At 39.2% G+C, this 22,086-nt stretch carries 21 protein-coding genes and 1 riboswitch; of the genes, 13 read left to right on the top strand and 8 right to left on the bottom strand.

The annotated features are described in order from the left end of the window. Positions 1–124: 124 nt before the first annotated feature. Positions 125–622 (bottom strand): CcdC family protein, encoded by a 498-nt coding sequence (locus V7654_RS03635; RefSeq protein WP_335428542.1) that lies wholly within the window; start codon positions 620–622, stop codon positions 125–127. A 219-nt stretch (positions 623–841) separates the two neighbouring features. Here V7654_RS03635 and V7654_RS03630 point away from each other — a divergent pair, with 219 nt between their 5' ends. The 3 genes from V7654_RS03630 (at position 842) to V7654_RS03620 (ending at position 4,437) form a co-directional block, all read left to right on the top strand. Next, entirely contained in the window at positions 842–1,993 is a 1,152-nt protein-coding gene (locus V7654_RS03630) for a sensor histidine kinase (protein ID WP_335428541.1), read from the top strand. Then, a complete protein-coding gene (locus V7654_RS03625) occupies positions 1,994–2,644 on the top strand; it encodes a response regulator transcription factor (RefSeq protein WP_335428540.1) in 651 nt (216 codons plus the stop codon). A gap of 293 nt (positions 2,645–2,937) precedes the next feature. After that, on the top strand, positions 2,938–4,437 hold the full coding sequence (locus V7654_RS03620; RefSeq protein WP_335428538.1) for a malate:quinone oxidoreductase: 1,500 nt from the start codon (positions 2,938–2,940) through the stop codon (positions 4,435–4,437). A gap of 154 nt (positions 4,438–4,591) precedes the next feature. On the opposite strand, the gene V7654_RS03615 is transcribed toward V7654_RS03620, so the two are convergent. Both V7654_RS03615 and V7654_RS03610 read right to left on the bottom strand, forming a co-directional pair. Then, on the bottom strand, positions 4,592–5,143 hold the full coding sequence (locus V7654_RS03615; protein WP_335428536.1) for an ECF transporter S component: 552 nt from the start codon (positions 5,141–5,143) through the stop codon (positions 4,592–4,594). 64 nt (positions 5,144–5,207) lie between these two features. Further along, entirely contained in the window at positions 5,208–6,449 is a 1,242-nt protein-coding gene (locus V7654_RS03610) for a dicarboxylate/amino acid:cation symporter (protein ID WP_335428535.1), read from the bottom strand. 391 nt (positions 6,450–6,840) lie between these two features. Between V7654_RS03610 and V7654_RS03605 the strand changes: the two genes are divergently transcribed. From V7654_RS03605 to V7654_RS03570, 8 genes are all read left to right on the top strand, one after another. After that, entirely contained in the window at positions 6,841–9,030 is a 2,190-nt protein-coding gene (locus V7654_RS03605; RefSeq protein ID WP_335428533.1) for a PQQ-dependent dehydrogenase, methanol/ethanol family, read from the top strand. Positions 9,031–9,418: 388 nt separating this feature from the next. Continuing rightward, positions 9,419–10,285: a heme-dependent oxidative N-demethylase family protein gene (locus V7654_RS03600; protein WP_335428531.1), complete on the top strand. Its 867-nt coding sequence runs from the start codon at positions 9,419–9,421 to the stop codon at positions 10,283–10,285. Further along, positions 10,282–10,743 (top strand): dimethylamine monooxygenase subunit DmmA family protein, encoded by a 462-nt coding sequence (locus tag V7654_RS03595; protein WP_335428528.1) that lies wholly within the window; start codon positions 10,282–10,284, stop codon positions 10,741–10,743. The genes V7654_RS03600 and V7654_RS03595 overlap by 4 nt, the downstream gene beginning before the upstream one ends. Before the next feature lie 23 nt (positions 10,744–10,766). Next, on the top strand, positions 10,767–11,735 hold the full coding sequence (locus V7654_RS03590) for a PDR/VanB family oxidoreductase (RefSeq protein WP_335428526.1): 969 nt from the start codon (positions 10,767–10,769) through the stop codon (positions 11,733–11,735). A gap of 59 nt (positions 11,736–11,794) precedes the next feature. Beyond that, positions 11,795–12,460, top strand: coding sequence for a YdeI/OmpD-associated family protein (locus V7654_RS03585; RefSeq protein ID WP_335428523.1), 666 nt, complete (start codon positions 11,795–11,797; stop codon positions 12,458–12,460). 188 nt (positions 12,461–12,648) lie between these two features. Beyond that, positions 12,649–12,829: riboswitch (Lysine riboswitch) on the top strand. A gap of 111 nt (positions 12,830–12,940) precedes the next feature. Continuing rightward, the gene (locus V7654_RS03580; protein ID WP_335428521.1) at positions 12,941–13,777 is read left to right on the top strand and encodes a transporter substrate-binding domain-containing protein; all 837 of its coding nucleotides are present in this window, start codon (positions 12,941–12,943) and stop codon (positions 13,775–13,777) included. Between the two features lie 65 nt (positions 13,778–13,842). After that, positions 13,843–14,586 carry an amino acid ABC transporter permease gene (locus tag V7654_RS03575; RefSeq protein WP_335428519.1) on the top strand — a complete coding sequence of 248 codons (744 nt, stop codon included), beginning with the start codon at positions 13,843–13,845 and terminating at the stop codon, positions 14,584–14,586. Positions 14,587–14,603: 17 nt separating this feature from the next. Beyond that, a complete protein-coding gene (locus tag V7654_RS03570; RefSeq protein ID WP_335428517.1) occupies positions 14,604–15,347 on the top strand; it encodes an amino acid ABC transporter ATP-binding protein in 744 nt (247 codons plus the stop codon). An 86-nt stretch (positions 15,348–15,433) separates the two neighbouring features. Here V7654_RS03570 and V7654_RS03565 read toward each other — a convergent pair whose 3' ends face one another. From V7654_RS03565 to V7654_RS03555, 3 genes are read right to left on the bottom strand one after another with little or no spacing between them, the layout of a single operon-like run. Beyond that, the gene (locus tag V7654_RS03565; RefSeq protein ID WP_335428515.1) at positions 15,434–16,444 is read right to left on the bottom strand and encodes an NAD-dependent epimerase; all 1,011 of its coding nucleotides are present in this window, start codon (positions 16,442–16,444) and stop codon (positions 15,434–15,436) included. Further along, positions 16,441–17,907: a hypothetical protein gene (locus V7654_RS03560; RefSeq protein WP_335428513.1), complete on the bottom strand. Its 1,467-nt coding sequence runs from the start codon at positions 17,905–17,907 to the stop codon at positions 16,441–16,443. The genes V7654_RS03565 and V7654_RS03560 overlap by 4 nt, the downstream gene beginning before the upstream one ends. Next, a complete protein-coding gene (locus V7654_RS03555) occupies positions 17,907–18,974 on the bottom strand; it encodes a glycosyltransferase (RefSeq protein ID WP_335428511.1) in 1,068 nt (355 codons plus the stop codon). The genes V7654_RS03560 and V7654_RS03555 overlap by 1 nt, the downstream gene beginning before the upstream one ends. A gap of 229 nt (positions 18,975–19,203) precedes the next feature. On the opposite strand from V7654_RS03555, the gene V7654_RS03550 reads away from it, so the two are divergent. Next, positions 19,204–19,482, top strand: a complete 279-nt coding sequence (locus V7654_RS03550; protein ID WP_335428510.1) for a hypothetical protein — start codon at positions 19,204–19,206, stop codon at positions 19,480–19,482. 105 nt (positions 19,483–19,587) lie between these two features. On the opposite strand, the gene V7654_RS03545 is transcribed toward V7654_RS03550, so the two are convergent. Then, positions 19,588–20,553, bottom strand: a complete 966-nt coding sequence (locus tag V7654_RS03545) for a quinone oxidoreductase family protein (protein WP_335428508.1) — start codon at positions 20,551–20,553, stop codon at positions 19,588–19,590. Positions 20,554–20,699: 146 nt separating this feature from the next. Then, the gene (locus V7654_RS03540; protein WP_335428506.1) at positions 20,700–21,704 is read right to left on the bottom strand and encodes a DUF3231 family protein; all 1,005 of its coding nucleotides are present in this window, start codon (positions 21,702–21,704) and stop codon (positions 20,700–20,702) included. A gap of 142 nt (positions 21,705–21,846) precedes the next feature. On the opposite strand from V7654_RS03540, the gene V7654_RS03535 reads away from it, so the two are divergent. Beyond that, complete coding sequence (locus tag V7654_RS03535; RefSeq protein ID WP_335428503.1) at positions 21,847–21,996, top strand: hypothetical protein; 150 nt, start codon at positions 21,847–21,849, stop codon at positions 21,994–21,996. Positions 21,997–22,086 lie beyond the last annotated feature (90 nt).

The raw sequence follows: 22,086 nt of genomic DNA, 5'->3' as shown, positions 1-22,086 counted from the left end.
CCGCGGAAAGCGAAGCGCCTGGAACGGAAATCAACAGACTTGTTTTATAGATTAACTAAATAAAAAAAGCTGTAGACAAACTTGATTTTCTGAGTTTGTCTACAGCCTGACATAGATGTGTAATCTATGCTTTAATTGGTGAGGTTAATTTAATAAGGGTCTGCAGCTCTTTTACCTTTCTAAATTTAACAAAGGAAGCTATTCTCCAAGGGATAACATAGCCCAAAGCAACTGTATAGAAAAGCAAAGCTAAGCTCGATGGATCCATGCCAGAAAAAAACTGTCTTAATACAATTCGGATCACCAATACTGCAAGCAATGCGATAAAAAAGAGTTTGTTTTTTTGCGCATAAATCTGTCCGTCCTGGCGAATTTCATAGTTGGTGGTCAACATAAGAGGAACTGCAAACAATACCCCGATCAAAGCCGCAACGCCCATTTCCCATAGTTCCAAATTCCATTGAAGATGTGAAAATACAGAAATCACTGGAGATAAATAAAGCACTGGAAGCAATATTTTCACTCCCGAACCTTGAATCGGATGAACCATCTCCTTCGTACGTCTCCAAATGACCAAGCCTAAAACTAAAATAATGACCCCATATATTGGTAATACGTTCATTTTTCATTCTCCTTTTTCCGTGAGTTTTTTTTAATAATATTTTTGTTTTTTGATTTAACATCTTGATTATAAGTCGCTTAATCATTCGGATGTAGTAACCAACGTCAATGATTTGAATGTGACTTTAGTCATTATTTTTGATTGACATTGGTTACTGTTATTTTCCATAATTTATGTAGCATAATGTTTATGATTATATCGCTTTTGGAGGTGATGCCGATGCTTAACAGCAAGTCCATTAGAATAGCTTTTAAAATGTTGGTTGTCAGTTTGATTTTGTATGAAATCTTGACCAATAGCAGCCTCTCTGTCGCAATGAGAGCTATTTTTATCGCTGGCATTGTTATGTTGCAAGCGAATGATTTTTTGAGAATTCACTTCCGATTATCAGAACGTCATCGGGCTCTTTACACGGTCTCGATGGTTGTGAATATTTCGGCGATCGCTGTCTGTATGGTGCTGTTAGACAGTGCCGCGACTGGCCTGTATTATATTTTTCCAATCGTAGAAATGTTTTTGTCCGGCAGGTCGATTGATAAAGGAATTATGCTCTTGCACGGAATTGTATATTTGGCTGCGATGTATGTAGCGAAAGCAGATGTTCAGAATTCCTTGCTATCCTACTTTGCTACATTATTATTGATTTATTTATTTCGGGGCATCAGTTTGGAGAGAGGGAAAAGCCAGCTGTTACATGCAGAATTGGCAGAAGCACATGCTAAACTGAGAGAAGTTACCATCGTGAAGGAGAGAACGAGAATCGCACAGGAAATGCATGATTCTCTTGGGCATTCCCTGATTGCACTACGCATGCATTTGGAGTTTGCTGAAAATATGATTGATACCAATCCCAAGCAAGTGCGGGAAGTCCTAGCGAAAGCACATCATTTTTCTCAAAACTCGATTAAAGAGCTTCGCAGAGCCGTAGCGGTGTTGAAGGACCAATCGGTAAACAGCCAAATTGAGCTGAAGGAATTATTGAATGACATGATCGAAAGCTTACAAACCTCAGGAACATTAAAGTTCATTTTGAATTTTGATAGAGAGGTAGAGTCCGGCGATCAAGATTTGAAAAATTGTATCTATAATTCAGTACGTGAAGCGGTGACCAATGGCTTAAAGCACGGCAAAGCCCAGCAGTTCCTGATTGACATCACCCAAAACGGTGATCAGATACAAGTCTTTGTGGAAGACGACGGTACAGGCTGCAGTCAAATTAAGAAATCTCATGGTCTTAAAGGGATTGAAGAGCGCATTGGCCTCTTGAACGGGAAAGTGAGTTTCTTTTCAGAAAAAGGGCGGGGATTTAAGGTTTTTGCCGAAATACCTGTTAGATATAAAACAAATGCTGCAAAGTTGGAGGTGATTTAAATGACAAAAATTATCATTGTTGATGACCAGGCGATGGTAAGAGAAGGGTTTAGAATGATTTTGAGCCTGCATGAGGAAATTGAAATTATTGGGGAGGCCGCAAACGGGGAAGAACTGCTCGCGTTACTGAGGAGCATCCATCCAGATGTGATTCTCATGGATATTCGCATGCCGGTAATGGACGGCTTGGAAACGTTAAAAATCGTGAAGGAAACCTATCCAGGTGTGAAAGTGATCATTCTTACTACCTTTAATGAAGATGAGTATATATTTAAGGGACTTAAATTTGGTGCCGACGGCTATATTCTTAAAGATTCCAATTCCAAGGAAATTATCAAAGCGATCAAGGCAGCGTGTGAAGGCCAAATGCTGCTTCATTCGCAAGTGAGCTCCAGAATCTCTAAAGTCCTGCATTCCATGGAACATACTTCTGTTAAAGAAAATAAGGTGAAAGAACAATTGGATGATGTGTTGACACCAAGGGAAATCGAAGTCGTGGAACTGATTATGCAAGGAAAAAGCAATAAACAAATCGGCAATGAATTGTTTTTAACGGAAGGGACTGTTAAAAACTATACATCCAGAATTCTTGATAAACTCGAGCTCAACAACCGCACTGAACTGGTATTATATATGCAGAATAAGCATTAGAAGAAGCATGGGGACGTACCTTATGCTTCCGTTCATTTTAATGGAAACTAAAGAGCAAAGAGTACGTCCCTTTGCTTCTGGAAGTACTTTTGACTTTTTAAATAACATTAAATAGTTTATAATTATCAGAATAATGGTAGATATTTTAATCTATAAATAATTATAATAGACTATGGTATGTTTATAAGTGAGACAGAAAAGGCGTGTTCCTGGGTGGTGCCCCTTGCTTTATATGACACCTAAGCAGGAGTGCCTACTCCTTTTTGCAAATATAGGGGATAAGGAAGGATATCATGAGCAGCATACAGAATAAAACAGACGTTATCTTAATTGGTGCCGGAGTCATGAGCGCGACTTTGGGATCATTACTGAAAGAGTTAGCACCGGAATGGGAAATCAAAGTGTTTGAGAAGCTCGCAATCGCAGGAGAAGAAAGCTCTAATGAATGGAACAATGCGGGTACGGGGCATGCTGCACTGTGCGAGCTTAACTACACAAACGAAAAACCAGACGGATCCATTGATATTAGCAAAGCAATAAATGTTAATGAACAGTTCCAGCTTTCAAGACAGTTTTGGTCTTATCTAGTAAAGAGTAATCTGATTCGGAATCCGCAGGACTTTATCATGCCAATACCCCATATGAGTTTAGTTGAAGGGGAAAAAAATGTAACGTTTTTGAAAAATCGTTTTAAAGCGCTTTCAAATATTCCCCTGTTTCAAGGGATGGAATATTCCGAGGATCCTGAAAAACTGAAGGAATGGATTCCGCTTATCATGGAAGGCCGTACATCGAATGAACCGATCGCGGCAACGAAAATCGACTCTGGAACGGATGTTAACTTCGGCGCTTTATCACGCATGTTGTTTGACCATTTAAAGAGTAAAAATGTAGAGATAAACTATAAGCATAGTGTTAAGGATATTAAACGTACGAGCGACGGCTCATGGGAACTGAAAGTGCAAAATCTAGAAAGCGGTATAACCGAACATCATACAGCAAAATTCGTCTTTATCGGCGGTGGGGGCGGAAGTCTGCCTTTACTGCAAAAGACCGGTATTCCTGAGTCTAAACATATTGGTGGATTCCCAGTCAGCGGTCTATTTATGGTATGTAAGAATCCGGAGGTCGTAGCGCAGCATCATGCAAAAGTATATGGTAAAGCGAAGGTCGGAGCTCCTCCGATGTCGGTACCGCATCTTGATACAAGATTTATCGACAACAAAAAAGCATTGCTGTTTGGACCGTTTGCAGGCTTCACTCCAAAGTTCTTAAAAACAGGTTCCAATTTGGATTTGATAGGGTCTGTAAAACCGAATAATGTTATCACTATGCTGGCGGCTGGCGTCAAAGAGATGGCGTTGACAAAATACCTGATCGAACAAGTTATGTTATCGCATGAAAAGCGAATGGAAGAATTACGCGAGTTTATTCCTAATGCCAAAAACGAGGATTGGGAAATTGTAGTAGCCGGTCAGCGAGTACAAGTTATCAAAGACACTGAAGCTGGTAAAGGAACACTTCAATTTGGTACGGAAGTTGTGAGTGCCGCTGATGGCTCGGTAGCTGCATTGCTCGGCGCTTCTCCAGGTGCATCTACTGCGGTTCACGTTATGCTGGAGGTATTAGAAAAATGCTTCCCTGAACAAATGTTTGAGTGGAAGTCAAAAATTCAAGAAATGATTCCTTCTTATGGCGTGTCACTTGTGGACAATCCAAAGCTTTTCCAAGAAATCCATGCTTCAACGGCGGAGACGCTTGGACTTAACGGAAAAGAAATGGCGTTTAGTTAATTTATTAGAACCTTTGATCCATCTTTGGATTAAAGGTTCTTTTTTAATTACACCAGTTAGAGTGGCTGGGATTTTTAACTCCTTATACAAAAAAGTACCTTATAAAATAGACCTTTTTTCAAAGTGTCTACCCTATAAGGTACAATATCCCTGTTTAATTAAGAGGGTGTCTTTTATCAAACTGTCCCGCTATTCTTTTAAAGCGTCCTACAAGTGGTATTACAATTATACCGGCGATTACGACCTGCATAACGTTGCCAGGGATGGATCCGAATGGCTGGATCCAGTTACCGTATAGGATCACTTCAGTAAAATAGTAGCCGACGATTTTAATAAGAAGTGCAACGGCAACTGCCAGTGTATTTACAACCACTCTATTGCCGGGTACTTTCTCCGATATAAGGCCGGCTGTAAAGCCCATTGCACCTACGATGACGAAAGTAAATGGCGCCCACAGTGCCCAACCTGATAGGATATCGAACAAGCCCATTCCAAAGGCGCCTGCAATGGCTCCTGTTTTCCTGCCATATACCAGCGCTGCGATAAAAAGAGGAACGTTACCCAAATGGATCAGGCCACCGTTACCCATTAATGGGAGTCTCAAGTTAATGAACATTGTGGCAGCAAGAGTCAATGCGATGAAAAGTGCATTGATGACTAATGTTTTTGTTTTAGTCGTTTGTGTCTTGGTGAGTGTTTGATTCATATGCAAACCTCTTTCTTTTTTTTTATATTACCATAATTATAGACTGGTTAAAGAACATTTTCGTTCAACTTATCACTTTTGCTTCGCTTTGATACTTCTTCTCTGACTGATCGACAACTGCAGCTCCAACCACATCTCCAATTACGTTTGAAGCCGTCCCTGCCATGCCTATAATCGCATCGACACCTGCAATTAGGGCAACAATTTCAAGTGGAAGATCGAACATGGTTAGGACAGCTGAGAGAGTTACAAGTCCTGCAGCCGGAATACCAGCTGTACCAATAGAAAGCAGTGTGCCTACTAGAATAATTGTTAGGAAATCTATTGGAGAAAATTGTGCTCCTGAAACATTGGCGGCAAATACAATCGATGCTCCCATTCGTAACGCGCCGCCATCTGAATTAAATACGGCTCCTAATGGTAAGCTGAAATTGACCATCTTCTCGGAAATGCCCGCTTTTTTAGCACTTTCAATGGCAACAGGGAGCGTTGCAATACTGCTTGAAGTAAAAAACGCTGTTGTGTATGCGTCTTTTGTGTTGATGAAAAACTTTCTGACAGGTATTTTAAACATTTTAAGAAAACCGCTATAAACAAATACCCAAAGGATGATAATCCCAATATAGAATACCCCAGTAAACTTCAATAATGAGGTAAATGTATCCCAGCCTTGAGTACCAAAAGCTGTTGCACCAATAGCAAAAATACCAATTGGTGCGTAAAGCATAATTCCTTGAAGAATTCTGAAGAAAAGGACATTTGCCGCATCAAATATTGACTGTAATTGACTTCCGTATTTCTGGATTTTTTCATCAGTTGAAAAGCGCATTCCAGAAATAGTAAAACCGATGATGATGGCTAGAAACATTATTGCTATAAGATTACCTGTAGTGAAAGCAGTAAGGAAATTGTCAGGAACAATGCTTAAAATCACATCTGAAACAATTGGAGTTTCAGGTTTATTCACTTCTGCATTAGGCAAAGATAGTGAATTTCCTGGGTTAATCAATAGGGAGAGGCCCAGGCCGATTAAAACAGCAGCAGCTGTGGTTATTCCATAATAAAGAATCAATTTCCCGCCCGTTCTGCCCAACTGTGCTGGATTCATTTGATTCACCGCAAGTACGACAGTTAAAAAGACAACCGGAGTAGCAATTAGATTCAGCAATTTTATTAATAATGTACCAAGAGGTTTTAATAGTGCTGCCTCTGGACCAAAGATCACACCGACCAAGATACCAAGGACGAAACCAGCCGTCATTTTTAAAATGAACGAAGAGTTCTTATATTTATTCCATATGTTCACTTCATTTCCCGCCTCTTTGCTAAAAATTTTTTAGGATTACAATATAGCCCAAGTGAAAATGGACCTATTTATAAACTACACTTGTTGAAGGGAACAAACAATAGAGAAATAGATTTCTATGTTGAAAATTAAGCTTAGTTAAAGGTAAAAAAGTTTTATTCCGATCAGTCATTACAAGATTAATAGATATGAAATTTTACTTTTACAAATGACTACATCGTTATAAATATTTAAAGCAATAATACACAAAATAATGAACAGAACAGCCGTAATGAACATGGCTGTTTTTTTGTATCAAGCACCTAAATGACTGTTTATATGAATTTACAAAGGGTATGGGACTTAATAGGTATTTATCATTAGGTAAGGATTTCCTAGGAAATTTTAAAAAATGAAAGAAGGGGTAGAGTTGAACGAGCAGCAAAGCAATAAATTTATTGTTATATGGTTAACTGGGCTCTTTATCGTCGTCATTCTATTTTTTATATTTTTCACCACATTGGATGACAAAGAAAAAACGGATAAAAAGATGGAGAAGAATGAAACTCCACAAACATCTGAGGTGGCTGAAAAGGATCAATCAATCCCGGAGTTTGAAGCAAAGGAATTGACAGCTGCACCAAAGGATAATTGGGTTACAAATGGCGGAAATACCTATAATCAGCGGTATTCCACTCTGGATGAGATCAACTCTAAAAATGTTAGAGATTTAAAGGGAGAATGGGTCACTTCACTAGGATCAGGTTTTGAGTTTAAGTATTCAGGAGAAGCCTCTCCCGTCGTTTACAACGGTATCATGTATATCATCACGGGCGCAGATGAAGTTTCAGCCATTGACGTAAAGAATGGAGAGAAGTTATGGACCTATAAGCCGGAGATTGAAGATCTGGACACTGTTTGCTGTGGTTGGACAAGCAGGGGTGTGGCAATCGGCGATGGATTGGTATATGTGGGTCTGTTAGACGCAAGGCTTGTGGCTTTGGACCAAAAAACAGGCAAAGAGGTTTGGACAACAAAGGTAGAGGATTGGAAAAAGGGCTATACCATTACAAGTGCACCCCTTTACTATAATGGAAAAGTATACACTGGGCTGGCTGGCGGTGAATACGGAATAAGAGGCAGAGTCACAGCCTTTGATGCTAAAAATGGAAAGGAACTATGGCGATTCTACACGATTCCGGGTCCAGGAGAAACCGGCCACGAAACATGGCCAAGCGACAATGAATCGTGGAAACATGGAGGAGCGCCAGTTTGGCAAACTCCAGCAGTAGATCCTGAATTAGGACTTCTATACTTTTCAACGGGAAATGCCGCTCCCGATTTGGATGGAAGCAAGAGAGAGGGAGACAATCTTTTCTCATCTTCTATTGTGGCAATTGATGCGGAAACCGGAAAATACAAATGGCATTTCCAAGAGGTCCATCATGATATTTGGGATTTAGACTCACCGAACCCTGTCGTTTTATTTGATGTAGAAAAGGATGGAAAGAAGGAAAAAGCACTTGCCCAAGCAGGTAAAACAGGTTGGATTTATATTCTCGATCGCACAAACGGAAAACCTTTGGTAGGAATTGATGAAAAACCAGTACCGCAGGATGAACGTCAAAAAACATCGCCAACTCAGCCAATTCCTAAGGGTGATGCATTCGTGCCACAGGAAGTAACTGAAAATGATGTGAAAAAGGACATAAAAGGATATAAAGGTGAGCTATTTGGCAAGATTTTCACTCCTTACTGGGAAGAACCAATTCTAGTGAAACCATCAACCTTTGGAGGAGCTAACTGGCCGCCATCTGCCTATAATCCTGAAACAGAGTACTTTTACGTATTGGGTACGGACCAGTACTCCACTTTTACAAGAAGTGAAGAGGAATTTGAAGAAGGCAGCATCTATTTAGGCAGCATCATTCAGCCGATCCAGGACGCACCTTTAAGAGGAACTGTGACGGCGATTGATGTTAAAACAAATAAAATCGCATGGCAGAAGAAATGGGATGCAACAGCCTACAGCGGAGTTCTTACAACAAAAGGAGGTCTCGTCTTCGTAGGGCATAATGACGGAAGGCTGATCGCTTATGATGCAAAATCTGGTGAACAGGTTTGGGAGTTCAAGACAGATGCCGGAGTCAATGCGGCACCAGTGGCGTATGAAGTGGATGGGAAGGAGTATATAACGGTTCTTGCTGCCGGAAATTCTTTAGCAGGGTCGAAGCATGGAGATTCGCTTTGGACCTTCTCCCTCGATGGAAAAATTGAATCAGGAACAAAACCGGAAAAACCTGATAAAGAAGAAGATAAAAAAGATAAAGATAGTGCTGGAGACGGTACTGAAGGAACCGCCGTCCAGGGTAAAGAAGTTTATAAAGGAAACTGTCTAGCCTGTCATGGAGAGGGCGGAACAGGCGGCCATAATGGCCCTGATTTACAGATTAGCAAGGTAGCCCATGACCCGGATAAAGTCATGGAACGTGTGAAAAACGGCGGAACTGTCATGCCAGCATTCGGAGACATTTTATCCGAAGAAGAAATAAAGGCCGTAACGAATTACATCACGGAAATAGTCGCCAAGAAAGATAAATAGCCAAGAGAAACGGACCAGCCATGAAGGCTGGTCCGTTTTTGTTTGACATGATATATGATATTGAAATAAAGAGGCAAAATTGGATAATGCATCAAGAAAAATATGAGTTTTGAAATTTTAGCTATTCTACTGCCAATAGAATAGCTAAAATTCAACCAATACTTGATAGGCAGCTAAATGTCAGGATGCTAAGGAGTTTGCATACACAAAACAGTTTCAGAAGAGTATTGGATTTTTCAGTGATATCATCGCTAATTTTTTGTATAGTATAAGTAGATGAAAAATTCTGAAAACAGGTGAACTTATGATCACAAATGGTGATGTACTTTCTTTTCCTTACCCCTTTGGGGATGGTAATGTCTACCGATACTCGAATAATGCCACTCCCTTGAGTCCACCGAGTTCAATAGAGCTTACGGACCAGTATTTGAAGGAAATAAATCTAAAAAGAGAGCTGCTTTCCCACCATCCTGGACGATGCTACCATTCGTTACCGCATACGTTGGATGCACAGTGGGAAGTGGTTGATTTAATTATGGATCATCTAGTGACTTATTATCCTGATAAATTTACATTACAAAAAAGAGATAATAAGTGGGTATTTTCCAACGTCCAGACAAAAGAAAAAACCGCCTTTACATTTGGTGACAATTCAACTCTTGAAATGGAGCCTTTAGATTTTATTGGCCGACATGTTCAAGAGGATTTGATATTGATGATCGAGCGGGATGGCAACCTATTCTTAGACGCTGGGCAGCTTTGCTTTCCGGCAAATTGGTCCTTGTATTTTGACCTTGGTATGTCATTTAAAGAAATACATTCACCGATTCCCGGCTTTCGGACTGATTTCCTAGATGATCGAATTCTGCAATTTTTAATGCGAATAGAGGCAGGTACTCCCTGGGGGAGGAAAAACTGGTCACTCATGGCAGGTAATCGATTGGATACTTCACTTGAAACATTTTCAGAATGGGGTCAGGCCAGGAAGCAGGTGACAAAGGAAAATGCCGGAGAACTCGTTCATTTAAGGGTAGAGGTTCAAAAGCTTTTTCGTCTGCCAAAAAGTAACGGTATTTTATTTACCATCCATTCACACATGCTGCCTTTAGAAAGGTTCATTCGTCATACTCCGTGGCTAGAACAATTTTATTCGATTCTCCACGAACTCCCAGACTTTATTGCTGACTATAAAGGAATTTCATTGTATAGGAAACAGGTACTTGACTATTTGGAAGAGGAAATGCAAAAGAGATGAATCTAGTGCAAAAGGAATTATTATTTACTAAGGGGAAAAGGAAATATTTATTTTGTGCCAATGCAAAAGGTGCTGAGCCTCTATATATTCTCGTTAATCAAGCAATAGAGGAAAAAGTCCCTTTTGATTTCCTTGTTATCGAGCATGAATTGGATGCCTTCCTCATTCTTTGGCTCAGTCAGCAAAAAATGGGAACGTACTTGTATTTATCTGGTGTTTGGGAATTTGTAAACCGGTTGAAAAATCTAGCCTTGGAAGCAGGATTTTCTGATCATGAAATGCAATTGAACGTACAGGGACCTGTAAGTAAGCGGGTAATTTGTTGTAAATGTCACGGTGTGAATAGGGTTGGAAATGATCAGAATATCACCTGTGCGCATTGCGGAGTCGAGTTGGAGGTTTCCAGCCATTATTCCCGCCGTCTTGAGGCGTATCATGGCTACACTTCTATAAAATAATCATTTGGTCATACTGGAGGAGCATGGTTTTGCGTCGAAATTCAATATTAGAAGTACGTGTAAGAAATATTGTAGAAGAGACTGCCGCGATTAAAAGGTTCACCTTACAAGCATTTGATTACTCTCAGCTTCCTGCCTTCAGCGGTGGTTCGCATATAACAACCTTTTTACCACATTCTTTAGGTACATTGGAAAGGCATTATTCTATTTTTAATCTAAATGCAGAGGCGGGTCTGTTTGAAATTGCGGTCCGCTTGGCTGAAGACTCAACTGGCGGCTCTCGTTACTGGCATCAAAATGTTAAAATAGGTGATGTATTGCCCGTAAGCTACCCAAAGAATTACTTTCCTTTAAGTTTTCAAGCAAAACATCATGTGTTCTATGCAGCGGGGATTGGGATCACTCCCTTTATATCGATGATGGCAGAGCTGGCTGAAAAGAATTCTTCTTTTGAACTGCATTATGCTGCGAAGTCAAAGGATCAGTGTGCTTTTTATGAATTCTTAAGCAAGACCTATCCAAATCATTGCCGCTTTTATTTTTCAAATGGCGAGGGCAATAAACGTTTATTGCCAACACAACTTTTGAATCATCGGATAGGGACGCATGTGTATTTTTGTGGTCCCGAGAACATGATTCAAGATTTCACAAACGCAGCAAAATCATATGGCTATCCGTCGTTCAACATTCATGTCGAACGATTTACTCCGCCGGCAAAGAAGGAACAGAATGCTTTCCAGGCAATACTTAAAAGAAGTGAAAAACAGCTTGAGGTTCCTGAAAATGCTTCACTATTGGAAGTGCTCCTTCAAAATGGGATCAAGGTTCCATACTCCTGCCGTGCAGGTGGATGCGGGACTTGTGAAATCAAGGTGGTCGAAGGACAGATTGTTCACTTCGATTCATTTTTAACGGAAGATCAGAAATATTCAAAACAGTCCATGCTTAGTTGTATATCGCGCGGGAATGGCAGGTTGGTGCTGGATTTGTAACGGATAGATTAACATTCTGGAATTACTGTATTACAGGATTATAGTAGAAGGTGGAAAATATGGCTAAAACAATTGTAGAAAAACTTAACTTGCAAAAATATAAAAAAGCGGCAGTCTTGAATGTCCCAGAGGGTTCAGACTATTTAGCGGAACTTGAAGGTTATGATACAGAGTTAAATAAGGATCAATCGTATGATCTAATTTTTACTTTTGTGTTGGATCTGGAAGCTTTTAAAAGGATCGTAAGTACTGTTATCGAGAATCATTATTTAAATAAAGAAGGATATATTTATTTTGCCTATCCCAAAAAGGGGAATAAAGTATACCCAACCTTTATTCATCGTGATGAGATTTTTCCTGGCATAGGCGTGGATGAGAATGGTTATGTTGGGACAAGTAATATCAAATTCTCCCGTATGATTGGATTAGATGATACTTTTACGGTTGTTGGTCTAAAAGAGGAAGCACGAAAAAATCAGCCTTCTAGTAAAGCAAGTCAGTGTGTTGATGATTACATTGAGCTGATTCCAGAAATAGAAAAAGATTTGCAGGATACTCCAACCTTACTTGATTTCTACCAATCACTCACACCAGGATATCGTAAGGATTGGGCTCGTTTTGTATATAGCGCAAAACAAGAAGCGACAAAAGCGAAACGCCGTGAGGAAATGAAAATGATTCTTGGAGCAGGTTACAAGAGCCGGGATTTATATCTTAGAAAATAGTGGGAAAAACATCCTGCGTTATAGAGGTCAATTTATAACTCAACAGCTTGATTCCAGTAGTTTAAACAAGAGTAAACAATGTGATATACTCGTACCCATCTGACAATTTCAAAAAGAACTAGATTGACAGAATTAATAGCTTATTGTAGCCTAGTTAATATAATTTAATATTTACACCTCACTTTTACTAGTGAGGTAGAGGCGCGATATTTAACAGTCCTTAGTGGAGCTTGAGAAGCTATGATGCTAGGGAGAAGGAAATGTCGCCGAAGTTAGTAATATTCTCAGTATTACTTGCTGGGTCTGTAGTTAAGAGCTGCAGGACTGTCTCAATAAACACCCAGTTTATTGAGTTGTGCTATCTCATTTAGAGAAAAGAGAGGAATTTAGGGCATCTATAAATAGTGCGACCTGAGTTTATCTCAGGTCGCTTTTTGTTTGTAAAAAAAGCTCTAATAACAACAAGGAGGAGAAACGGACATGAGAAGACAAGTATCATTATTTCTAGTATTGCTGCTTTCAGCAATGGTTCTATTAGCAGGGTGTGGAAGCAAGGATGAAGCTGGGTCTGGATCATCTGATGACAATACATTCAAAGTAGGTCTTGAAGCTGGCTATGCACCATTTAACTGGACTCAGAAGGATGATTCAAATGGTGGTGTCAAAATTGCTGGAACTTCAGAATATGCTGGTGGTTATGACGTAGAAATCGCTAAAAAGATTGCAGATGGTTTAGGCAAAGAATTAGTGATTGTGAAAACGGAATGGGATGGACTTGTTCCAGCTTTAACTTCAGGCAAAATTGATGCGATCATCGCCGGTATGTCACCAACTGCAGAACGAAAAGAGACTATCGATTTTTCGGATAACTATTATAAATCAAATCTAGTAATGGTAGTTAAAAAGGGTGGAAAGTACGAAGGAGCTACTTCAATCCAGGATTTTAAAGGAGCAAAAATTACTGCTCAATTAAATACATTCCACTATTCAGTAATCGATCAAATTGAAGGAGTATCCAAAGCAACGGCAATGGATAACTTCCCGGCTATGAGGGTTGCGCTTGAATCTGGAATCATTGATGGATACGTTTCAGAGCGTCCTGAAGCGGTAAGTGCTTCTGGTGCAAACGAAAACTTAGCAATGGTTGAATTCAAGGATGGATTCAAAACATCAGAGGACGATACTGCCATTGCTGTTGGTCTTGAAAAAGGCAGCAAGTTAACAGGAAAAATCAATGAAATCTTAAAAGGCATCTCTGAGGAAGAACAAACGAAAATCATGGATGAAGCGATTAAGAACCAGCCTGCAGCAGAATAAGGATGACGTAAAACCGGCTGTATACGTATACAGTCGGTTTTATGATGATATAAAGGGGGAGAAAAATGAGCTTAGAGTGGATCGTTAAGATCATTTCGGAAAACTGGCCCATGTTCCTTCGTGGAGCAGGTGTCACACTATATATTTCTCTGATTGGAACCATCTTGGGTGCAGTCATTGGTCTTATAGCAGGAGTGGTTCGCACCATTCCTGTACCAGAACGGGGAATCAAAAAAATTGCACTAAAAGTCATTAATTTCATTTTATCGGTTTATATCGAGTTCTTCCGCGGCACTCCGATGATTGTTCAAGCTATGGTCATTTATTATGGTTCGGCCTTAGCCTTTGGAGTGGATATAGACGTAATGGCAGCAGCACTCATTGTCGTATCGATCAATACTGGAGCATACATGGCAGAAATCGTTCGTGGCGGAATTGTTTCTGTTGATAAAGGCCAATTCGAAGCGGCACAGGCGATTGGCATGAATCATTTTCAAACAATGATGAACGTCGTACTGCCACAGGTTGTACGTAATATTTTGCCTGCGACAGGCAACCAGTTTGTCATTAATATCAAAGATACATCCGTCCTTAACGTTATATCCGTATCAGAATTGTATTTCTTAACAAAATCAGTTGCCGGTAATAACTTTAGATACTTTGAGTCATTTTTTGTAGCATGTGTACTTTATTTTGTCATGACATTTATCGTCACAAGAATCCTGCTTTATTTAGAACGTAAATTGGAAGGGCCGGATAATTACACGATGATGCTCGGTGAAGAATCACCGACGGCAAATAAGTTATAGGAGAAGGAGGAGAGAGCATGGAAAAAGTCATCGATATTCAGCATCTAAACAAATCCTTTGGAACACATGAAGTGTTAAAAGACATCAACTTTTCGGTCAATAAAGGGGAAGTCGTAAGTATAATTGGCTCTTCAGGATCAGGAAAATCAACTCTTCTTCGCTGCATCAACCTTTTGGAAAAACCAAGCGGCGGCCAGATTATTTATAACGGAGAGAATATCCTCGATGATAAGCATGATATCCCAACCTACCGCAGACATTTAGGAATGGTATTCCAGCAGTTTAACTTATTTAATAACCATAATGTCCTGAATAATTGCATCGTTGGACAAATGAAAGTATTAAAACGTTCAAAGGATGAAGCTGAAAAGGTAGCAATGAAATACCTTAAGGTCGTTGGGATGGATCGGTATATTAACGCAAAACCAAAGCAGCTATCCGGAGGACAAAAGCAACGTGTGGCGATTGCCAGAGCACTTTCGATGGAGCCAGATGTCATGTTGTTTGACGAACCAACTTCTGCTCTTGATCCAGAAATGGTAGGAGAAGTTCTAAAGGTAATGAAGGAACTTGCTGAATCTGGTCTTACGATGCTGATCGTAACTCATGAGATGGAATTCGCAAAGGAAGTATCTGACCGTGTAGTGTTTATGGACAAGGGAGTTATTGCAGAGGAAGGAAGCCCTGAGCAAATATTCAATAATCCAAAGCAAGATCGTACCAGGGAATTTCTTAAACGCACCTTAGCTGAAGTTTATTGATAATAAATAAATATACACAAAAAAAGGCTTCTCAAAGAAGATCGTATAAACGACCTATTGAGACAGCCTCTTTTTTTACATGCAATCTATTGGTTTAAATGATATTTTTTGTACCACTCTACAAAAAACTCTAAACCAGTTTCCAATGGTGTGGAAGGAGAGAAGCCTGCATCCTTCTGCAAATCTGTAATATCTGCATAGGTCTTCTTCACGTCGCCTGGCTGCATCGGTAAATACACCATATTTGCCTTTTTACCGATTTTTTCTTCCAGGATGCGAATAAAATCCAGCAGCTTCACTGGGTTATTGTTGCCGATATTATAGATTTTAAAGGGAGCGTAACTAGAACCAGGATCTGGATCTTCACGATTCCATTCATTCTTAGGTTTTGGCGGACGATGGAGCAGCCTGTCGATTCCTTCAACAATATCATCAATATAAGTAAAGTCTCTGCTCATGTCTCCGTTATTAAAAACTTTGATTGGGTTGCCTTCAAAGATATCCTTAGTGAATGAATAATAGGCCATATCTGGCCTTCCCAAAGGTCCATACACGGTAAAGAAACGAAGTCCTGTTGTTGGAATACCAAATAAATGACTATAGGTATGCGCCATTAATTCGTTAGCTTTTTTTGAAGAGGCATAAATACTTACAGGATGATCAGCAGAGTCTTTGGTTGAGAAGGGGATTTTTGAGTTTGCACCATAAACGGAGCTTGATGAGGCATAAATTAGGTGGTCTACTGGGTAGTGTCTGCACGCCTCTAAAATATTTAAAAATCCTAACAGGTTTGAATAAACATATGATTGTGGATTGTTAAGGCTAAAACGAACTCCAGCTTGAGCAGCTAAGTTGATTACGATATCAATTGAGTGGTCTCTAAAAACGGAATGTAATTCTTCTTGGTTAACTAAATCTATTTTTAGAAATTTAAAATTGGCGTTTTCTTCTAATAGCCGTAACCTTTCTTTCTTTAACTGCACATCATAATATTCATTAAGGTTATCTATGCCTATAACATCATAATTTTGAGATAGCAATCGTTTAGACAGATGAAACCCAATAAATCCCGCGGCACCTGTTATGACAATACTCATTTTCTTCTATCCCTTGGCTTATTTCTATAATTATCTCTAAACCATCCACTTCTGCTCTGCTTCTCAACATCCTTTTCTCTAGACCAGCCATCTTTGCTCCTCTTTTGAACATCTTTTTCTCTAAGCCCTTCATTTATGCTCCTCTTTTCAATATCTCTTTCTCTAAGCCATTCATTTTTGCTCTTCTTTTGAACAACTCTTTCTCTTAACCATTCATCTTTGCTCTTTTGTTTAATAGGTTTTACTTTTTTCTTTGTTCTTTCTATATTTCCTGCAATTTCTGTTATTTCTTCAGGATCTTCCTTTGTAAGCGGAATGGGTTTACTTGTCCAATTAACATAAGTTTTAGGATCTATTACCATTAACTGTTCAAGGAAAGGGGCTAAGAACCCTCTTTCGTGAAGGTTTTGGAATAACTCTAGGGGCCTATCTTGTGCACGGGAATATGAGTAGACATGATCTACTAATTTGAAACCTTGATTGGTTACAAAAATATGTCTTAAAGGGGCATCTATCTGTTTAAATCCTGATTTTTTCATTGTAGTTAAAATGTCTAACAGGCGCCTGGTTATATCCTCGGAGAGATTAGATTGTTTTTTTAGATACTGGTTTAAGTTAGGTCCCATTAAATACTCCATTACAATATAATTTGAACCTGTTTCATATACCTTTGGGATGAAGGATAAATGTTGGGTAGATAATAAAACCTCTTTTTCCTTATTGCAATGTTCCGGTTTTCCATAAATTTTTACACACTTGTCTTCACTTATTCGATAGACAGCACCTTGATGGCCTTTCCCAATGAGAGGTTGAGTTATAGAGCTTTCTACTTTTACAGCATTTCCAGAACCGCCAGAGGTGACAGGAATATTCTTGTAGTTAAAACTATTATCGTTGAAATACGTTTCCCATATTCTATAGGTATCGGGCTCCATTTTTTTTACTCGTGACAAAAATGAGTCTTTTAATAAAATAATGTTTAAATCTCTTAATAATTTAATGGGGACTGGATGTTGCCCTTTAAACGCGTATACGTGATCAACTACTTTCAGTTCTTCATTTTCTAGGACAAAAATGTGCCGAAGTGATGCATCAATCATCGGGAAATCTGCTTCTTTCATTGCCTTGAAAATAGAAAGAAGTTTTTTTGTAATGGATTCAGGGATATATGTGCAATTTCTAAGATATTCTTTCAATGTTGGTGCATTAAAGTACTCCATTACAACAAAGTTTGAGCCTGTTTCATATAGTTTGGGAAAAAAGGTTAAATGTCGTCCTGCTTTAAGGGCTTCTGCCTCCATCTTTGCTTGGAGTAAGTCTGTATAGATTTTTACACATTTATTTTCAGAAAGTTTAAATACTGCACTTTGAGAGCCCATACCAATTAGTGAATAGTTAGTAGGGTTATCAATTAATAAAGTTTTTAGGCCTTTAGTTATTTTGATTGATTTAAAATCCTTCATTATCTTTTCCCTCCTAACAATTCATTGTAATATTTAGCCTGTAATTGAAGTTGTTTCTCGGCATCAAAGCATCGTTCAATTTTTCGGCGGGCGGCTTTTGTATAGGATTCCCAAATACTCCTGTGGTTTAGCATAAATTCAAGAGCCTCTGCTAGTTCATCAACATTGTTTTCCTGTACCAAGATGCCTTCGTGATCATGAGTAATCAATTCGGGAATCCCTGCATGATAGGTCGAGACGACCGGTACACCTATCGCCATTGCTTCTTTTAGTGTATTTGGAATGCCTTCCAGGTCTCCATTGGATGCTGCCAAACTAGCAGCACAGAATAGATCTGCATTTCTCATATGTTCTTGGACTATTTCTTTTGGAAGATGATTTAATAACCGAAAAGAGTCCCCTAAATTTAGTTGATTGGCCAAAGATATAAGTTCCTCTTGGAGTTCTCCTTTTCCAATAATGGTCAAAGACGAATCGGGAAATTTATCTTTTATTTTTTTATAGGCTTGCATCAAAACATGGTGTCCCTTTTTTTCTACTAATCTGCCTACGGATAGAATGTTTTGCCCGGTGCCTTGTAAGTCAGGAGCTCTGTACTGGTATTTGTTTAAATCAACACCTCCGTAAAGCACTTTGATTTTTTTGGCAGGGCACCCCCAATCCTTAAGTCTTTCAGCTAAATAATGACAAACAGGATAAAATTGATCTCCTTGTTCAAATAGCATTTTCATATGTTCTAAATAACCTACCGGCTGATCAGCTAAGGTTGCATCTCTGCCTCTTATGCTTGTTACTAATGGAAGATTTGTCTTTTCCTTAAAAGGGAGCAGCAGTATGCCTAATTGGCCGTGGTGGGCATGTAATAGAGATACCTTATTTTTCTTAACGAAGTCCTTTGGGGAATATATTTCATTAAGATAATGAACTTTTGCATTCAGCAGGGATAGGTCAGTCATGTACTTTGGCTGACGTACCAAATGAATATAATCGTAACCAGGGACTTCGCGTATCTGGGGAATATATTGAGTGGGATCGACTCTTAAGTTTAAATGAATAACAGATTGCAAATAAAACCTCTCCTTTCATATTAAAGCAGCTATCCGTATATAGCTTATGAAAGGGGAATAAAAGAACTTGGACAAAAAGGAAATAAATATCAATAAAATCGCGGAATTTTTGATTGGGGGAACCCTTTGGGGAAAGAGTCTGCAAATTATTGAAATAGCCGCATTAATAAAATCAAAAGCATATATATATAAAAGCATTAAATTCCGCTCTAATATGGGGGAGGATTTTATGAAATCGTATCTAATCGTTAGCCAAGTATTATATATATTTTCATTCGTTCCCTGGTTTGTCATCTGGGGATTGTCGTTTATGAGCTTCGACAGTGGTGTCAACTTCTATAATGTATCTTTTGTTCTGGTCATCACTTTATATCCTGTTGCTGTGGTTACTGGTTCGATAACGGCGTGGATTTTCAGGGTGAAGAAGAAAGGGCTTGCCATTATGATGAATTTGATTCCGATGATTTGGATCATCGCCTTCTTAAGTTTTATGTTTCTGTACAATTAAACAGAAAAAAGGCCAAATCTGCAGGATTTGGCCGTTGAAGTGAAGATTCTCTTTTACTTGGAGATGGTAAACTTATTCAAGACGGATGGCTTAAGAATGCTCCGATCAAGGAATTAATAATATTTTACCTGTGCTCTTTCGGCTCTCTAGCAACTTATGCGCTTCTTTGCCATCCCTTAGAGCAAATGTCATCGGATTCGACACAGCTAAATCGCCATTTGCGATCCAGTTAAATAGCTGGTTTGACCGATTAATCCTTTCTGCTCTTGAGGTTAAGACATTCCATAGATCCCCGCCAGTAATCGTTTTCGATGTATCCATCAGCATCCGAGGGTCTACAGGCTTTGGATCGCCTCCTGCCATTCCATAAAATACGACAGTGCCACCAACTCTGGTTGCAGCAAAACTTTCTGATAAGGTGGAACCGACAGAGTCAAACACTACATCTGCGCCAGTCCCATTTGTTTCTTGCATTATTTTATCAACCCAATTCTCAGTGTATAAAAAAACCTTTTTAGCACCGACTTTTTGGGCTATATCTGCTTTCGAAGAAGAAGATGTTAGTCCAATCGCCTTGCCTCCGAGCAGCCCGACCATTTGAATCAATAATTGTCCAACCCCGCCTGCAGCTGCGTGGACGAGTGCAGTATCTCCAGCTTTAATTTGATAACTATCATAAACGAGATAATGTGCCGTCAGTCCCTGAAGCAGGATGGAGGCAGCCGTCTCGAAGGAAATCGTATCCGGAAGTGGGATTGCTTTTTCAAAAGGAACAGCAACAAATTCTGCATTTGCATAAGGGACATCGGCAAACGCAATCCGGTCACCTTGTTTTATTTCAGTTACATTGCTCCCAATCTCTTCAACAATTCCCGCTCCTTCATACCCTAAAATGTAAGGTGGCTGACCAGCAAGGTGATAGTTTCCTCTTCTCCGGTAAATATCCGCGAAATTTAATCCAATTGCTTTTGTCCTCACAATTACCTCATCGGGTCCGATAGTAGGATCATTGATTTCTTTATAAAGTAATACTTCCGGGCCGCCAAATTGTTCAAAAACGAGTGCTTTCATATTAATCCTCTATTCTATTTCATTTTTCTTATTAAAGGAAGTTTTACTATAACATCACTGATCGCCTTTTGCCATTTAGCAAGTAATGAAAATATGCAGGTAAATGCACCTGCATATTAACTATTTATATCTTTTTTTCCTTCCGTTTATATTTTGCGATCAATCGTCTGCGGTGGCTGTTCCAGCCATTTTTCTGTGATCGTCAAAATCAATCCTTTGCCGTAAAACTTCTTCATTTCATCTGAGATATTGGTGAATTTCGTGACGATATCAGATCGTAAGCTTGAAGTCAGAGCCTGATTGATCATGATGAAGCAGAACATTCCCAGGCATGTATTCACAAAGAACATCATCAGCTTGTCTGAGAATGGAGAATCCTTTACATCGTATATGTTAAAATCCCCAGATGCTGAAATCGGAATATTTTCCTTATCAAAAACTTCTTGAAGGGTACTTGTTACTTTTTCAAGTGCCTGGTTCCCTTTGCTAAAATGTTGTTTAAGATCCTTCGTTTTAGCTAGTTTTCCAAAGGTTACGAGGATCATTTTCGAAAATTGCGCTCTATGGATAATGCGTGTAAGATTGGCGATTTCGGCGGCATTAACAGGCCTTGACCCCCCAAATAGTCCATTCAGATAGTTCATATGACCAACCATATCAATTGAATGATCCATTGCAACCTGAGGCGGCTTCAAGTAAACGCCTTTAGACAGCATCAGTTCTGTCATCTCATTTTGAATTTGCAGGACGGACTCAATAGCCTCTTGAAAAAGAGACCTGATATCCTTTCTGGTAGAATCAGAAAATGCGCTCGGGTATGTAATCATGGAGAGCATCGTTATATCATGGCAAATATATAAAATAAACGTATCGGAAAATACTTTGCCAGCATCAGCCCTTACGTCCTCGGCAGTAAAGCCTAAAGGGATCGTAAGCTTCTCTTTTGTAAAAATCGCCTTGAGATCCTGAACGTTTTTTTGGGCAAAATTCAATAGCTTTTCCACTATATTTTTAACTTCAGGATCTTTTGATGTTGCTATGAAATATTCATAAAACCGCAGTTCCATAGTGATTTTCATATAACCTGCCCATAAGTTGGATACTTCGGTCGCTGTCAACTCCACCTGGGTTTTGTTTGTTGTCTCAGACATTCCATACACTCCTTTCCTATTATTGTTACTTTTAATTAAGAAATTATTACTGCAAGGAAGATTTAGTATGTGGGGGCTCTATCGCCAGTCGGTACATAGAAAAAAGAAGGATTGAAAAACTTATTAAAAGGAGGTTTTCAAATTGAAAAAGTTCTTATTAATGTTTTTGCTAGCCTTCTCCATGTTCTCCATCACTGGCTGTGGGAATGATGAAAAACCTGAAGTTGGAGAAGATGTGGAAGATGTAGAGGAAGAGGATGAAATTGGTGACGGCGAAGTAGATGATGAGTAGCGTTGTTTAATTCTTTTTACGATAAAGCTCACAAAATTTTAAATTCTGACACTTCAATCTTCAAAATAAGTCCACGGACATGCGCCGTTG

The sequence above is a fragment of the Bacillus sp. JJ1609 genome, assembly GCF_036967045.1.
In the GTDB taxonomy this organism is placed as follows: domain Bacteria; phylum Bacillota; class Bacilli; order Bacillales; family Cytobacillaceae; genus Mesobacillus.
This window is presented reverse-complemented; position numbering and strand designations above follow the sequence as displayed.